Origin of the sequence: Jeotgalibacillus campisalis, from assembly GCF_000829515.1 — a bacterium.
Taxonomy (GTDB): Bacteria; Bacillota; Bacilli; order Bacillales; family Jeotgalibacillaceae; genus Jeotgalibacillus; species Jeotgalibacillus campisalis.
The window spans coordinates 535,197-550,402 of the sequence record NZ_JXRR01000001.1 but is presented as its reverse complement, the minus strand read 5'-3'; the positions used below and the strand labels follow the sequence as shown (position 1 = coordinate 550,402).

The 15,206-nt window shown below is 40.6% G+C and carries 17 protein-coding genes; 3 read left to right on the top strand and 14 right to left on the bottom strand.

From position 1 onward, the window contains the following. Nucleotides 1-381: 381 nt before the first annotated feature. The 14 genes from KR50_RS02560 to dnaA form a co-directional block, all read right to left on the bottom strand. Nucleotides 382-1,158 carry an ABC transporter permease gene (locus tag KR50_RS02560; RefSeq protein ID WP_052476694.1) on the bottom strand — a complete coding sequence of 259 codons (777 nt, stop codon included), beginning with the start codon at nt 1,156-1,158 and terminating at the stop codon, nt 382-384. After that, nucleotides 1,151-2,050, bottom strand: coding sequence for an ABC transporter ATP-binding protein (locus KR50_RS02555; protein WP_041054380.1), 900 nt, complete (start codon nt 2,048-2,050; stop codon nt 1,151-1,153). The genes KR50_RS02560 and KR50_RS02555 overlap by 8 nt, the downstream gene beginning before the upstream one ends. 3 nt (nt 2,051-2,053) lie before the next feature. Beyond that, a complete protein-coding gene (locus KR50_RS02550; protein WP_041054378.1) occupies nt 2,054-2,245 on the bottom strand; it encodes a PLD nuclease N-terminal domain-containing protein in 192 nt (63 codons plus the stop codon). Continuing rightward, a complete protein-coding gene (locus KR50_RS02545) occupies nt 2,245-2,463 on the bottom strand; it encodes a hypothetical protein (RefSeq protein ID WP_041054377.1) in 219 nt (72 codons plus the stop codon). The genes KR50_RS02550 and KR50_RS02545 overlap by 1 nt, the downstream gene beginning before the upstream one ends. Continuing rightward, nucleotides 2,456-2,755, bottom strand: a complete 300-nt coding sequence (locus tag KR50_RS02540) for a DUF5345 family protein (protein ID WP_041054375.1) — start codon at nt 2,753-2,755, stop codon at nt 2,456-2,458. The genes KR50_RS02545 and KR50_RS02540 overlap by 8 nt, the downstream gene beginning before the upstream one ends. Next, nucleotides 2,748-3,269, bottom strand: coding sequence for a sigma-70 family RNA polymerase sigma factor (locus tag KR50_RS02535; protein WP_041054373.1), 522 nt, complete (start codon nt 3,267-3,269; stop codon nt 2,748-2,750). The genes KR50_RS02540 and KR50_RS02535 overlap by 8 nt, the downstream gene beginning before the upstream one ends. Nucleotides 3,270-3,434: 165 nt before the next feature. Further along, nucleotides 3,435-4,529, bottom strand: a complete 1,095-nt coding sequence (locus KR50_RS02530) for an HD-GYP domain-containing protein (protein WP_041054371.1) — start codon at nt 4,527-4,529, stop codon at nt 3,435-3,437. Between the two features lie 95 nt (nt 4,530-4,624). Continuing rightward, on the bottom strand, nt 4,625-7,177 hold the full coding sequence (gene gyrA / locus KR50_RS02525) for a DNA gyrase subunit A (protein WP_041054368.1): 2,553 nt from the start codon (nt 7,175-7,177) through the stop codon (nt 4,625-4,627). Nucleotides 7,178-7,415: 238 nt separating this feature from the next. Beyond that, a complete protein-coding gene (gene gyrB / locus KR50_RS02520; RefSeq protein WP_041054489.1) occupies nt 7,416-9,338 on the bottom strand; it encodes a DNA topoisomerase (ATP-hydrolyzing) subunit B in 1,923 nt (640 codons plus the stop codon). 65 nt (nt 9,339-9,403) lie between these two features. After that, nucleotides 9,404-9,655, bottom strand: a complete 252-nt coding sequence (gene remB, locus KR50_RS02515; protein ID WP_041054366.1) for an extracellular matrix regulator RemB — start codon at nt 9,653-9,655, stop codon at nt 9,404-9,406. Nucleotides 9,656-9,659: 4 nt separating this feature from the next. After that, entirely contained in the window at nt 9,660-10,787 is a 1,128-nt protein-coding gene (recF, locus tag KR50_RS02510) for a DNA replication/repair protein RecF (protein ID WP_041054364.1), read from the bottom strand. 14 nt (nt 10,788-10,801) lie between these two features. Beyond that, entirely contained in the window at nt 10,802-11,023 is a 222-nt protein-coding gene (yaaA, locus tag KR50_RS02505) for a S4 domain-containing protein YaaA (protein WP_041054363.1), read from the bottom strand. 175 nt (nt 11,024-11,198) lie between these two features. Then, on the bottom strand, nt 11,199-12,335 hold the full coding sequence (gene dnaN, locus KR50_RS02500) for a DNA polymerase III subunit beta (protein ID WP_041054361.1): 1,137 nt from the start codon (nt 12,333-12,335) through the stop codon (nt 11,199-11,201). 199 nt (nt 12,336-12,534) lie between these two features. Continuing rightward, entirely contained in the window at nt 12,535-13,881 is a 1,347-nt protein-coding gene (gene dnaA, locus KR50_RS02495) for a chromosomal replication initiator protein DnaA (protein ID WP_041054359.1), read from the bottom strand. A 329-nt stretch (nt 13,882-14,210) separates the two neighbouring features. Between dnaA and KR50_RS18800 the strand changes: the two genes are divergently transcribed. From KR50_RS18800 to rnpA, 3 genes are all read left to right on the top strand, one after another. Next, a complete protein-coding gene (locus KR50_RS18800; protein ID WP_269746040.1) occupies nt 14,211-14,333 on the top strand; it encodes a hypothetical protein in 123 nt (40 codons plus the stop codon). 253 nt (nt 14,334-14,586) lie between these two features. After that, nucleotides 14,587-14,721 (top strand): 50S ribosomal protein L34, encoded by a 135-nt coding sequence (rpmH, locus tag KR50_RS18160; RefSeq protein WP_084215458.1) that lies wholly within the window; start codon nt 14,587-14,589, stop codon nt 14,719-14,721. Nucleotides 14,722-14,792: 71 nt separating this feature from the next. Further along, the gene (rnpA, locus tag KR50_RS02490) at nt 14,793-15,152 is read left to right on the top strand and encodes a ribonuclease P protein component (RefSeq protein ID WP_041054357.1); all 360 of its coding nucleotides are present in this window, start codon (nt 14,793-14,795) and stop codon (nt 15,150-15,152) included. Nucleotides 15,153-15,206 lie beyond the last annotated feature (54 nt).

The following is a 15,206-nucleotide window of genomic DNA, read 5'->3' as shown; positions in this document are numbered from 1 at the left end:
ATTAGGCACGCCGCCAGCGTTCGTCCTGAGCCAGGATCAAACTCTCCGTAAAGTGTTTGATAAAGCTCATTTGTTTCATTTAAATCAAGTATTAACGTTGACGTTTTTGGTTGTTTAGTTTTCAAGGTTCAGGGTGTTTCGTTTGTGTGTTGCTCTCTCAAGCGACCAATCTATCATAGCATTTTTCCCGATATGATGTCAACAACTTTTTTTAAGATTCTTTAAGCAGTTGAATTAAGTTGGATTAGCTCGCCTCAAAGCGACGCATATAAATATACCATGTGCTCCATTTTATAGCAACCCTTTTTTTAAAAAATAGCTTACTTGTTTTAAAGAGTGTTAGAAAACGGAGTGATTTTACGACTCAAGAGGTGTTTCTCTTTACTTTAACCATTCCGTTTTCTTCATATAGTAGACTGCTGCTGCACCCATTCCTACGATAAGAAACAAAGTAACCGTAACTAGAGGGAAGGTTCCGTAGAGGGAATCTCCTTGGATTGCTTTTTGAGCAAAAGACTGCAGATTCCCAGGAGTCCATTTTAATGGTTCCTTAAAAATAGAGGGGAGAACCGTTAAAGTTAGGACAATAAGAATACCTGCTGCTCCAACTGCTGCTGTTTTTTTCAAAATACAACTGAAAAAGAGAACGACAGTAAGAACAAAGATGAGCCACAAAAAATAGTAGCTTGATGAAACCAGTACACTTTTTGAAGCTAACGGCTCAAACAGTAGGTGTATATAGTATAAAGCTGAAGCAACTCCCATCACAAAGGAAGTTAAAATCAGCAGAATAGCTGCAGTCCATTTTGATAAGAAGTAATTTCTGTATGAAACGGGTTTGGTTAAAATCATTTGAGCAATTCCTTTGTTTCTTTCGTTCGCAAACATTCCCATAAGAGATAGAGCGATAATCAATACACCAATTTGGGAGAATTGTGAAAAGGTTTCAGTGAAGACTTGAGTAGCTGAAGGAATAGGGAATTCAATTATTGCATTTTCCGGGAGACCGCCAAACTCTTCTAAGAGATCCGCGAGATAGTAACTCGTTAAAGGCTGCATCATTCCGAGAGAGATAAATAGAAGAGGCATCCAAAAAAATTTATAGCTTCTCCACATATCAGTTAGTTCTTTTTTAAGCAAAATGTGAAACTCATTCATGGTTCATCACCTCATGAAACACTTCTTCTAATGTGGAGGTGCCAAATTTAATGGATCGTAGGGGCAGGTTCTTTTTGCTAACTTCATGTAAAAGGTTTTTTCTCAGTTCGGGTAGATTGGATCCAGTTATCACCACTTCATTCTCATCCGAAAGAATATCCCATTCAGGGTAGCGCAGTCGCATATCCGCTGCCCACGACCTCAAGGAATATTCTGATTTGATGATAATCCGTGGTCTGTCATACTGCTGATAAATGGTATGAAGAGAATCATACAGTATGATTTTTCCTTTATTCATCATTAGAACTTCGTCACATAGAAGCTGAGCATCATGTAACACATGCGTGGAGTACAAGATCGTCATCTCATTTTTCAATCCATTCAAGAGACTCATGATCTCTTTTCGGCCTATAGGATCCAGTGCAGATACGGGTTCATCTAATAACAGAAGCTTCGGCTCGTGCACCAGCGCTTGAGCGATTCCGAGCCGTTGCTTCATGCCGCCTGAAAAACCGCCAATTTTTTTTCGATATACATCTTCAAGTCCGACAAGTTCTAATAACTCTGATGCTCTAATTCGGGATTCCTTTTTAGACTTCTTTCCAAGTCTGGCGGCAAACTGCAAAAATTCTTCGGCCGTCATCCAATCATGGAAGGCAGGATATCGGGGGAGAAATCCAATTACCGTTCTCGGGTCTTTTTCTTTCGTTAAATAGTGAATGGTCCCGCTCCCTGGAGAGATTAAACCGCTTAGCATGTGTAAAAGGGACGTTTTCCCAGCACCATTTGGACCAACTAGTGCTGTCGTTTTTCCTGATGTTAACGAAAAACTTACATCTGAGACTGCTTCTACTTGTCCATATTTTTTTGTGACTTGATTAAGGGTGATCATATGCTAAACATCCTTTCTGCCAAACAAAAAGTAAAGAATAGGACCAATCGTACTAATCAATATAATAATCAGCACCCACATCACTTTTGGACCGTTTGTTGCTTGTCGCTTAAATACATCAACCAAAGCAGTAATAGCTAAAAGAAGGCTGATCACAAGGAGCGGAGCTATTACAGCTAAATTTATATCGTCCATCATTTATTCCTCCTTTGCTGAATCGCTGGTGTAATAACTCTTGACCAAAGTAAATAAAAAAGAATGGGCATCGGTGTTTGAATCATTCCCCATAATCCCCAAAACCATCTTGCATGCCCCCTTCTTCTTGCATCAATAAATAAGTACAGGCTTTGAGCGAACAAGATGATTGCTAATAGAACGAAAAACCAGATTGGCAGCTGTTTAAGATCATTCATGCTGACTCACCTTTGCCCTGTAGAAGTAAATTGCTCCCCATACACTCACAATCAGAATAAACAGAAGCTGAACCATTACATATACTCCAGGGGAATTGACGAGAAACACAACCGTACAAACTGTAAATAAAAGAGCAATAGTCAAAAATAGATATAGTTCCATACGCATTTTTTTCTTCGTCTGCTGAACAAGCATGTTCATTGACTCTATAGAAGGAACAGACGTTTCTATTGTGTCTAATGCTCGCAGACCATTTGCTAAGGAATCTTCCAGACGTTTATTCTCATCCATCCCCAAGCTCCTCCCTCAGTTTTTTTAATCCACTGTTTAGTCTCGATTTAACTGTTCCGATGGGCACTCGACAAATTAAGCTGATTTCTTCATAGCTGTAGCCATAATAGTGCTTTAAAATGACAGGAATCCGATAAGTATCTTTTAACGTTTTGAGAGCTTCAGTAATAATCAGCCATTGCTCATCTTCTCTTTGGCCGATTTTCCATGAAAGCTGCTGTTTATTCATATACTGTTTCTCCCGCTTTTTCCTTCTTTTTTTATCAAGCCATAAGTTCGTACCTATTTGAATCATCCATGTGGTAAACGCTGCTTTTTTGGGATTATATTGATGAAAGCGTTCGATACACCTGACGATCGTATCCTGTGTTAATTCCTCTGCTTCTGAAGGATAAAGGGTTAATTTCAGCAAGTATAAAAATAAAAATTGATAATGTTCATGCAAAAGCATTGCAAGGGATTCATCGTTTCCTGCTATTGCTTGTTGAATCAGTTCCTGCTCCCTTTCCTTCACCTTTTCACCTTCTTTTTTTACAATCTTACTTCTTATACGTTTTGGAGTTATCGTTTGTTCATTTTTATTTTTTAGGAAAAATAAAAAAAGAATGTTTACATGAATAAATGGTCATGAAAACATTCTTTCTTATTATTATGAGTTATACCCAGCTGCCTTAAACCTTTAAAGTATTCGATCAATAAACAACTTGCGCTGTCGGGATAGATCGAGTATTTCTCCCATTTCAGCTGTTTTTACGACAGGTCTTGTGACATCGGCTGGCGGTGTGTAAATGACTTCCGCCTTTTGGCCGTCAGATAATTGGACTTTTGTTCCGGGTGTCAGGTTCCCAATTAAGTCTTGCAACGCTTTTACGACAACAAGATCAAATTTACCGAAACTGTCTTCCATTATAATTTCCAGTGTTTTAAAAGGGGACTGCTGTTTTTTGTAGAGCCGTTCAGAGGTCATCGCATGATACATATCAGCAATGGCAATGATTTGAGAAAACAAACTAATTGCAGACCCTTTTTCTCCGATTGGGTAGCCACTGCCGTCTAGACGCTCATGATGCTGATAGATTGCTTTTTTCATTTCTTTTTTTAAAAACGGGGTGTCCATAATATATTGATAGCTGAAGATCGAGTGTTTACGGATTTCAATTGCCTCTTCCCGCTCTAGACCAGTAGACTTCTGCAAAATCGATATGGGCATTTTAGCCATACCCACATCCGCCAACACTCCGGCAAGTGCGAGTTGCGTACAGAGGCCTTCGTCATAGCCCATTTTCCGTCCAAGTAAATGGCAAAGGACCCCTACAGCAATTGAGTGATGAGCTATATAATCATTCGCCTCACACAGCTCATGAAGATAATAGCTATGTTCCTCGATTCGAGAGCCTGTGAGTAAAGGAATCAGGGCTTGCTTAAGTTTAACAATATCCACTTTGCTTCCAGACTGCCAATTTGAAAATTCTTTTTTATAAAACGTGGCAGCTTCCTGGTATTGACGCTCAAATTCACTTCTAGGACTTGAACTCAACAAACGCACTTCTCTTTCTTCCTTGATAGATGCCTCATCCAGCGCCTCTGCTCCGAACAAGCTGCCGTCTTCTTTTTTTGAATGGACGGCTACATAATCGATTTGAAAAGCCTGTAATAGTTCAATGTGCAGGGCTGTTACAGGCGTATTTTTGGTCATAATCGGATGGTTCGTTAAACCCATTATATTTTCAGCAATAATACAACCTTCATGTAAATCCTCTACTTTCACTTTCATTCCATTCACCCCGTCAATTGTACCTAGTTCTTTATGATCATTTTACCACATAAAAAAAAGAAAACAGGAAGTATTTACCCTGTTTTCTTAAGAAATTATTCTTCTGATTCATCATCTGTATCTGTTGTATAATCGGCTGAGATATCCGTTTCTTCTGTTTCAACTGGATCTGCAGGCGCTGTTGTTTCGAGCATTTCTTCTATTTCTTCTTCAATTTCTTCTTCTTTTTCAATCCGGGTTACAGTAGCAACGTACTCCTGATCTCCCAGACGAATGAGTTTAACACCTTGTGTACTCCGGCCGGTTTGAGAAATGCCGCTTACATCCATTCGAATCAAGACACCATTCACCGTAATGATCATGACATCTTCATCACCCGTTACCGTTTTGACTGCAATCAGTTTACCGTTTTTATCCGTGATGTTACAGGTCTTAATTCCTTTACCGCCACGGGATTGAACACGGTAATCCTTTTCAGTTGTCCTTTTTCCGTATCCATTTTCCGTCACGACAAGAATTTCATTATCCGGCTCGAGAATTTCCATCCCTACGACTATATCTTCGCCTTTTAGACGAATACCGCGGACACCTGTAGCTGTTCTTCCCATTGAACGAACATCGTTTTCAGGGAATCGGATTAGAAGTCCATTTTGCGTACCGATAATGATTTCCTTTTTCCCATCAGTTAACTTAACAGAAATAAGATCGTCGCCTTCTCTTAAATTAATGGCGATTAAGCCATTCGTTCTGATATTCGCAAAATCCGATACAGGTGTACGTTTAGAAATCCCGTATTTCGTTGTGAAGAAGAAGAACGAGTCTTCTTTGAATTCTTCCACCCTGATCATCGCATTAATATCTTCATCCTTATCAATTCCTAGTAAATTAATAATCGGAAGTCCTTTAGCCGTTCTGCTGTATTCCGGAATTTCATATCCCTTAGTCCGGTATACTTTTCCTTTATTGGAGAAGAACAGGATGGTATCATGCGTTGAAGTTGTTAAAAGATGTTCAACAAAATCATTCTCATTCGTTCCCATTCCCTGTATGCCTCTTCCGCCGCGTTTTTGACTGCGATAGGTTGAAGCAGGGAGACGTTTGATGTATCCGTTATGCGTAAGTGTAAGGATTAAGTTCTCACGAGGAATTAGATCCTCATCCTCAATCATCTCAGCTCCGCCCGTTGTAATCTCGGTGCGTCTTTTATCATTAAACCGTTCTTTAATCTCCGTTAGTTCTTCACGGATGATATCAAGAACCCGCTCTTCGCTGTCTAATACAGATTTCAAATCGGCGATTAATTGAACAAGAGCTTGATATTCTTCTTCAATCTTATCGCGTTCTAAGCCTGTTAAACGTTGAAGACGCATATCCAAAATAGCTTGAGCTTGTTTTTCAGACAAGCTAAACTGCTCCATCAAGCCTTCTCTCGCCAAATCCGCTGTCTGTGATCCGCGAATAAGTGCAATGATCGCGTCGATATGGTCCAGCGCAATACGCAGACCTTCTAAGATATGAGCACGCGCTTCTGCTTTTCGAAGCTCGAATGCAGTTCTGCGTCGAATCACGACTTTTTGATGTTCTAAGTAATAATGCAGCGCTTCTTTTAGGTTCAGAACCTTTGGCTGACCATCAACAAGAGCCAGCATATTAATCCCAAAGCTTGTTTGAAGAGCAGTCTGCTTATACAGGTTATTCAAAAGAACATTGGCATTGGCATCGCGGCGTACTTCAATCACAATCCGCATCCCATTCCGATCGGACTCATCCCGAAGGTCTGTAATACCATCTATTTTTTTGTCGCGAACTAAATCTGCAATCTTTTCAATTAATCTCGCTTTATTTACCTGATAAGGAAGCTCGTGAACTAAAATGGTTTCCCGTCCATTTGCTTTTTGCTCAATTTCCACTTTTGCTCGTTGAACGACTGAACCTCGTCCAGTTTCATATGCACGGCGAATTCCGCTGCGGCCTAAAATTAAAGCTCCCGTTGGAAAATCCGGACCGGGTATATACTCCATAAGCTCAGCGATCGTGATTTCAGGGGACTCAGTGAATGCAAGCAATCCATCTATGACTTCCCCAAGCTGATGAGGGGGAATATTCGTAGCCATCCCAACAGCAATCCCGCTTGAACCATTTACCAGCAGGTTTGGAAAACGCGAAGGCAACACAATCGGCTCCCGTTCTGAACCGTCATAATTATCTCTGTAGTCAATGGTGTCTTTATTGATATCGCGAATCAATTCCATTGATATTTTCGACATTCTTGCTTCTGTGTAACGCATAGCTGCTGCTGCGTCACCATCGACAGAACCGAAGTTACCATGCCCCTGAACCAGCATGTATCGATAACTAAAATCCTGCGCCATACGAACCATCGTATCGTAAACGGCAGAGTCACCATGAGGATGGTACTTACCAATTACTTCCCCGACGATACGGGCAGATTTCTTATACGCCTTATCAGAGGTCATCCCCAGATCATTCATCGCATACAAAATACGACGGTGAACCGGCTTTAACCCATCTCTTGCATCAGGAAGGGCACGCGCTACAATAACACTCATCGCATAATCCAAAAAAGACGTACGCATTTCCTGACTAATATTTATTTCGTGAACATTCGAGCTCGGCGTCTCAGCCATAAACGGGAAACCTCCTTATTTTAAAAGCGGAAGGCGCTTGTCCAGCTCCGACATGCATAAGAATCTCTGGCCAAGTGAACGGTTTTTGTTCACTGGGACGGAGAGACTTATGACTTGAGGAGCTGGCGCCTGCAGCTAGATTGTTTATTTAAATGTGAAAGCGCTTGTCCAGCGCCTGCTGTCTGGTATCTATATGGATCTAATGAAAAGAGAGGCTAGTAAAGATCTCTATTCATTCTTAAACATCAAGGTTTTTAACATACATTGCATTGTCTTCAATGAACTGACGTCTTGGTTCTACTTTGTCGCCCATCAGAATTTCAAATGTCTCATCTGCCTCGATGGCATCCTTCAGACTTACCTGCAGCATCGATCTTGATTCGGGATTCATAGTCGTTTCCCACAGCTGATCCGGGTTCATCTCTCCAAGACCCTTGTATCGCTGAAGACCTGGCTTTGGTGTTGGCGACAATTCCGCTAATACATTATTCATTTCACGCTCAGTGTACGCATATTGAATCGTTTTACCTTGGGTGATTTTATATAATGGCGGCTGTGCAATATAAATATAGCCCGCTTCAATGATATTTCTCATATATCGGTATAAGAATGTCAGCAGCAGGGTTCTAATATGCGCCCCGTCTACATCCGCATCAGTCATTATGACAATTTTATGGTAACGGGCTTTGGAAAGATCAAAATCTTCGCCAATGCCTGTCCCTAGAGCCGTAATAATGGCACGAATTTCATTGTTGGAAAGTATTTTATCAAGCCGTGCTTTTTCTACATTAATAATCTTTCCTCGCAATGGCAGGATGGCCTGGAAATGCCGATCTCGTCCCTGCTTGGCCGATCCTCCTGCCGAGTCACCCTCAACTACGTAAAGTTCGCTGATTTGAGGATCTCGGGACGAACAATCTGCAAGTTTACCCGGAAGACTTGATACTTCAAGTGCGCCTTTGCGGCGTGTTAATTCACGGGCTTTTTTTGCTGCCAGACGAGCACGGGCGGCCATAAGACCTTTATCCACGACTTGTCTTGCAACGACTGGGTTTTCCATTAAGAATTTATCGAAATGCTCTGAGAATAAGTTATCCGTAATCGTACGGGCTTCAGAATTCCCAAGCTTTGTTTTGGTCTGGCCTTCAAATTGAGGGTCCGGATGCTTAATGGACACAATGGCCGTTAAGCCTTCTCGAACGTCTTCACCGGAAAGATTGCTGTCTGCATCCTTCATTAGGTTATTCCGCGATGCGTAACTATTTATGACACGGGTCAACGCGGTTTTAAATCCTGACTCATGCGTTCCACCTTCATGTGTACTAATATTATTCGCAAATGAATAAATATTAGAAGCATAGCCCTGATTGTACTGAAGAGCAATTTCGATTGAAATTCCGTCTCTCTCTCCTTCGACAAAGACTGGCTCTTCGTGTATAACCTCTTTAGAACGGTTTAAATGGGACACATAAGATTTAATCCCGCCTTCATAATGAAATTTCTTTGTTAAAGGCGAGCCATCTTCTTCCGTTACCCGCTCATCTTTAATGATAAGGGTCAGTCCACGATTTAAAAACGCCAGTTCACGGACGCGGTTGGCGAGTGTATCGTAATCATACTCAACTGTTTCTGTGAAGATTTCAGGATCCGGTTTAAAACGTGTGATGGTTCCTGTCCGGTCTGTTTCATCTACTACCTTCAGATCGTAGCTTGGAACACCTTTTCGATATTCCTGGTTGTAGACTTTGCCATCACGATGGACAAAAACTTCCAGCTTGTCAGACAGGGCATTAACAACCGAAGCACCTACTCCGTGCAATCCGCCGGAAACTTTGTATCCGCCTCCGCCAAATTTACCGCCTGCATGAAGAACAGTCATGATTACTTCTACCGCTGGACGTCCCATTTTTTCATGCATCCCTACCGGAATTCCACGACCATTGTCTTCTACAAGAATTGAATTGTCTTTTTCAATACTGATTTTTATTTCATCACAGTGTCCAGCAAGCGCTTCATCGATGCTGTTGTCGACAATTTCCCATACAAGATGATGGAGACCTCTTGCTGCTGTTGAACCGATATACATTCCCGGTCTTTTTCTTACCGCTTCAAGACCTTCTAGTACCTGAATCTGATTCTCATCATATGCCTGCGGCTGCATTTGTGTATTATCTGTTGCCACGCGGTTCACCTACACTTTCTCTGACGTTGCCATTTTCTTGGAATTTATTTGAAAATAGGTTTGACCATTTTTTCTGATCTTTTCTTAAGCGTACTTGAGGACAAGGGAGACAGGTAAGCTTTGAAATCTGTGATCACAATGGATTTACAGTTTGAATCGCAAAGATCGATTATGCCGTTATCATTTTGCTTCATGTATTCTTCCATGATTAAAGAAGAGTTTACAGACTCTATATCCATTATTGCCACGATGTCGTGCATTCTTACCATCGACTCTCCCCCTATATGTAAATACATAGGATCAGCCCCCCTCTATTTTTCTGCTCATACTGCCATTACTCACAATAAAAGTAGTAGCTTCCCGCAAGGTCTGGTGATCAATTCCTTCCACACTTGTCGTGGTGACGAAGGTTTGAACTTTCCCTTGTATCGTATTGAGGAGATGAGATTGACGATAGTCGTCCAGCTCGGATAAAACATCATCAAGGAGCAGAATCGGGTATTCACCAATTTCTGCTCGGATGAGTTCTATTTCAGCCAGCTTAATTGATAAAGCTGTTGTTCTCTGCTGTCCTTGAGAGCCAAATGTCTGAACATCATGGCCGTTTACCAAAAACTGAAGATCATCTCTGTGCGGACCGATCAGGGTAACCCCTCTGTCAATCTCTCTTTCGCGCAGCTCTTCAAATTTTTTCCGGATGACGGCCTCAATATCCTCTCTACTATTTTCATTCGTAACTTGAACAGACGGTTTATAGACAACTTCGAGTGTTTCAAGCCCTCTCGAAATTCCAGCGTGAATCGGCTGAGCCCATTGCTGCAGCAGATCAATAAATTGAAAACGGCGCTGAATAATTTTGACCGCCATCTCCACAAATTGGTCAGTCAATACTTCAAGCATGGTCTGGTCCCGCTGCTTTCTCGTCTGCAGCTGTTTTAGATAATGATTTCGCTGCTGGAGAATTTTTTGGTACAGGGAACTGTCATGCAAATAAACGGCAGAAATCTGCCCAATTTCCATATCAATAAAACGACGCCTTACTTGAGGGCTCCCTTTTACTAAGTGGAGATCTTCGGGCGCGAACATAACAACATTCATATTGCCAATGTAATGGCTTAATTTCGATTGCTCAAGATGATTCAATCTGGCTTTTTTCCCTTTTTTTGTTACGGTCAATTCCAAGGGAAGCGAGCCATGATGCTTCATCACTCTGCCTTTTATTTTAGCATAATCTGAGTCCCATTGTATTAAATCTTTGTCATTCGAAGTCCTGTGAGATTTAGCCATCGCAAGAACGTAAATGGATTCCATGACGTTTGTTTTGCCTTGGGCGTTTTCTCCAAGGATGAGATTCACGTTATTATCAAATTCAACCGTCAATTTGTCGTAATTGCGATAGTGGGCAAGCTCAAGCTGCTCAATATACATGTTTTAACATCCTTCTAATCTTGAGACTTCACCACGTAAGAACCTACATCCGGAATCTTAACTTCATCCCCATCACGTAATTTACGCCCTCTTCTCTGGTCAAGCTCCTGATTTATATAAACTTCATGTTCGCTTAAAAACCACTTTGCCATCCCGCCGCTTTGAATTACATCGGCTAATTTTAAAAATTGGCCAAGCGTAATATATTCCGTACTGATCGTGATCGTCTCTTTCATTTCGCTCACTACCTTCTGATATTCTCTAATACCTTATTTTAACCAATATGAAGGCGGAAAACAAAGAAAAATTAACGCAAACGCCTTTTTTCTCAAGAATACGCCAATAAAACAATCAAATGCCTATTGCTTCCCTCTAAAACAATAGGCATTTGATTACTATTTAATTTTTTGCCTAATACGTTCGTACAGGCGTGATCAATTGAAGAATCGTATCATCTGACGTCGGGCGCAGAACAAAAGGCCTCATTGCTCCGGTGAACTGAATATTGGTTTCAGCCCCTTCGAATACTTTTAATGCATCCATCATATATTTTGCGCTGAAAGAAATATTCAACTCTTCTCCATCCGTCGCTTCGCTGTGAACTTCCTCTACAACTTTCCCTATCTCAGGCGTGTTGGATGAAATTTCAACTCTGCCATCATCACTGATTGACAAGCGGACAACATTATTTCGTTCTTCTCTTGCAAGCAAAGAAGCACGGTCAATGGCCTGTAAAAATTCTTTTCCGCCGATCGTAAGCGAGGTTTTGCTTTCTGCCGGAACCAGTCTTGAAGTATCCGGGTAGTTCCCTTCAAGCAGACGTGAGAAGAATAAAACATGTTTGGCTCTGAACAATACCTGATTTTCTGTAATAACAATCTCAAGCTCATCTGATGTATCTTCAAGTATTTTATTTAACTCATTTAAACTTTTCCCTGGAATCACAGCTTTGCTTTCATTCCCGCTGCCGCCGCTGATCGGTGCTTTTCTCATCGCAAGACGGTGACTGTCCGTCGCTACACAGTTTAAAAGTCCATCTTGAATATTCCAGTTTACACCTGTCAAGATAGGGCGTGTTTCTGAGGTGGACACTGCAAAGACCGTTTGTCGAATCATGGTTTTTAATAGGTTCGTAGGAATTTTAAGTACGTGATCTTCTTCAATTTGCGGAAGGTGCGGGTATTCATTTACATCAAGTCCATTTAAATTAAATTCAGACTTTCCTGAACGAATGACGGTCTGCAATTGAGAGTGTACTTCAATTTCAACTGTATCCATCGGCAGTTTTTTAACAATGCTTTCAAAAAACTTCGCTTGAAGAACAATTCCGCCAGTTTGTTGAATCTGTACAATTTCTTTGCCATCTTCTTCTCTGGGAATGAATGATTCGATGGATATATCAGAATCACTGCCTGTCAGTGTGACTCCTTCTTCATGAGCGACGATTTTAAGTCCCGTTAAAATCGGTATGGTTGTTCTTGAAGATACAGCTTTCATTACATCGTTTACGCCGTTCACCAAACGATCGCGTTGAATTTGAAATTTCATTTTCAAAGCCTCCAAAAGTTAGTATTCTCGTGCTTTATATATATAGTTATTAATTCTTTTAAAATAATAGTAATACTAGTAGGCGCTGTGGATATGTGGATAAGCCTGTTGATGACTTGAAATGGCGACTTTTCCCCATGTGGAAAAGATGTGTTCAAACGTGCACCAATTATCCACATTTACCCACAGATTGCAGCATCTATTTTTGAAGTGTAGATTTAATATCTTTCACTTCCTGTTTTAATGACACGTCATGATCGAGCAATCTTGAGATTTTTTCATGGGCATGTATAACGGTTGTATGATCCCGCCCACCAAATTCCTCTCCGATCTTTGGTAAAGAGAAGTCTGTCATTTCTCTTGAAAGGTACATGGCAATTTGCCTTGGAAAAGCGACAGTCTTTGTTCTTTTCTTCGCTTTAAAGTCCTCTAGTTTAATACTAAAGTGCTCCCCTACAACCTTTTGTATATCCAAAATGGTAATCACCTTTGGTTTGGAGCTCGGCATAATATCTTTTAGTGCTTCAGCAGCTAAATCAGCATTTATGTCTTTACTAACTAATGAAGAGTAAGCGACTACCCGGATGAGTGCTCCTTCTAGTTCGCGAATATTTGAATCAATTTGATTGGCGATATATAACATTGCTTCATTAGGAATATCCAAGCCCTCCGCTCGTGCTTTCTTTCGAAGGATGGCGATTCTTGTTTCTAAATCAGGCGGTGTAATATCCGTGATGAGTCCCCATTCAAATCGAGAACGCAGCCGGTCTTCAAGCGTAGGGATTTCTTTAGGCGGACGGTCACTTGAGATTACAATTTGCTTGCTTTCTTCATGTAAAGTATTAAATGTATGAAAAAATTCCTCTTGCGTTTGTTCTTTCCCGGCAAGAAATTGAATATCATCAATTAATAACACGTCCACGTTTCGATACTTATTGCGAAAATCAACGGCTTTGTTGTCACGAATAGAATTAATAAATTCATTTGTAAATTTTTCAGAAGACAAATAAACCACTTTTGCAGAGGAATTATGCTCAAGCACATAATGACCGATTGCATGCATGAGATGCGTTTTTCCAAGCCCTACCCCCCCATATATAAATAACGGGTTATAGGCTTTTGCCGGCGCTTCAGCTACCGCTAAAGATGCTGCGTGCGCAAAGCGGTTGCCAGAACCGATGACGAACGTATCAAATGTATACTTTGGATTTAACATGCTTTGAGACCATTCCTGCTGATCATCATCTTTCACCGGCTTTTTGGGTTGAATCGCAAAATTAAAATCATCCTGGTTCTGATTTTGAGGAATGATAAATTTCACATTCAGTTCTTCCCCTGTAACGTCCTTCAAAACACCGGAAATTAAAGGAGCATAATGCCCTTCAAGCCAATCTCTCGCAAATTCATTAGGAGCGGTAATCGTTAACGTATCCCGTTTTAACGAAAAAGCTTTTGTCGATTTTAACCAGGTTTCATAACTTGGTTTGCTGATTTTCTTTTCGATATGCTCTAAGGCTATATTCCAAAGATCCGTTATATTTTCCAAGCAGCAGACCCTCCTCACTGAATTATTTTTCTAGAAAAGTATTTTTTTCAAAGACCCTTTATATATATTCATTCTAGTGAATAGGGCAAAAAAGCATTTTGTATATTTATCGACATAATCCTAAGCCTGTGGACAATATTCTCCATGCATGTTGAGAAATCTATCCACAACCTATCCACAATTGTGGATAATGTTCTTTATGCAGACAACTTATCAAGAGTGAAAACACACTTATAATAGCAGAAATTCCTTTGCCTTGCAAGGCGTGTGATTATTTATCCACAGAGCGGCGCACACTGTGATTGATCTTGTCCACAAGGGGTGAATCTGTGAAAAACATGTCGATAGGCGCTGTGGATAAAGAAAAACGTGTCGAAAATATCTCCACAGTTGTACACAGGCAGCATATAGAATGGGGAAATGTTTCTTTTTGTATAGAGGCACTTTTGTAGAAGCGGTTAAAGATCTTTCTTTTTGGTGATCCTATAAACCAGGACAAGGAATAGATCTGATGAGCAGAAAGCCTATTTATTTTCTTTTATTGCTGCGAAAATTAAATTCTCTATTGAAGAACGTAATTGACTCTGCTATGATATAGAGGTTGTATGAAATGAACATTGACATTTGATATGTGAAATCTATATAATTATTTAGAATGTCTGTAGCTTGGTCACCACGAGTGATCAATTAGGAGGTGTCTTATACATGAAACGTACGTTCCAACCAAATAAGCGTAAAAGAAGTAAAGTACACGGATTCCGCGCACGCATGAGCACAAAAAATGGCCGCAAGGTTCTAGCTCGTCGCCGTCAACGTGGAAGAAAAGTATTGTCTGCTTAAGACCACTGATTCCACTCAGTGGTCTTTTTTCACTTATACCGGTGCAAAATTAACGATATGTGGGTGCTAAAATGAAAAAAGAGCAGCGAATCAAAAAAAATCCCGAATTCCAGCAAGTATTTCGCAATGGATCTTCTATGGCGAATCGACAATTTGTTTTATACTACCTGAAAAAAAGTGATCAATCAGCTTTTCGACTTGGCTTGTCAGTCAGCAAAAAGGTTGGAAATGCTGTCGTTAGAAATCGCATAAAGCGATACATCAGACAAGCATTTCTAGAGCTCTCCCCTGAGCTTCGGCCTGATGCTGACTATATTGTTATTGCTAGAAAACCCGCTGCTGACTTTACTTTTCATCAGACAAAAAGCAGCTTGATTCACGTGATGGGAAAGTCAAAGGTTCTTCAAAAGAAAGTGAATTCAGATAAGTAACGTGGTACAATTACGTGTGGTATGGACTGAATATTAGAATAGGGAGGAACTTCT

Coding starts and splice junctions, on each gene's coding strand:
- remB (WP_041054366.1), bottom strand. CDS start 9,655: ATGTATTTACATATAGGGGGAGAGTCGATGGTAAGAATGCACGACATC.
- recF (WP_041054364.1), bottom strand. CDS start 10,787: ATGTATATTGAGCAGCTTGAGCTTGCCCACTATCGCAATTACGACAAA.
- KR50_RS02560 (WP_052476694.1), bottom strand. CDS start 1,158: ATGAATGAGTTTCACATTTTGCTTAAAAAAGAACTAACTGATATGTGG.
- KR50_RS02530 (WP_041054371.1), bottom strand. CDS start 4,529: ATGAAAGTGAAAGTAGAGGATTTACATGAAGGTTGTATTATTGCTGAA.
- rpmH (WP_084215458.1), top strand. CDS start 14,587: ATGAAACGTACGTTCCAACCAAATAAGCGTAAAAGAAGTAAAGTACAC.
- gyrA (WP_041054368.1), bottom strand. CDS start 7,177: ATGGCTGAGACGCCGAGCTCGAATGTTCACGAAATAAATATTAGTCAG.
- gyrB (WP_041054489.1), bottom strand. CDS start 9,338: ATGCAGCCGCAGGCATATGATGAGAATCAGATTCAGGTACTAGAAGGT.
- KR50_RS02555 (WP_041054380.1), bottom strand. CDS start 2,050: ATGATCACCCTTAATCAAGTCACAAAAAAATATGGACAAGTAGAAGCA.
- KR50_RS02540 (WP_041054375.1), bottom strand. CDS start 2,755: ATGGATGAGAATAAACGTCTGGAAGATTCCTTAGCAAATGGTCTGCGA.
- dnaN (WP_041054361.1), bottom strand. CDS start 12,335: ATGAAATTTCAAATTCAACGCGATCGTTTGGTGAACGGCGTAAACGAT.
- rnpA (WP_041054357.1), top strand. CDS start 14,793: ATGAAAAAAGAGCAGCGAATCAAAAAAAATCCCGAATTCCAGCAAGTA.
- KR50_RS02550 (WP_041054378.1), bottom strand. CDS start 2,245: ATGGACGATATAAATTTAGCTGTAATAGCTCCGCTCCTTGTGATCAGC.
- KR50_RS02545 (WP_041054377.1), bottom strand. CDS start 2,463: ATGAATGATCTTAAACAGCTGCCAATCTGGTTTTTCGTTCTATTAGCA.
- yaaA (WP_041054363.1), bottom strand. CDS start 11,023: ATGAAAGAGACGATCACGATCAGTACGGAATATATTACGCTTGGCCAA.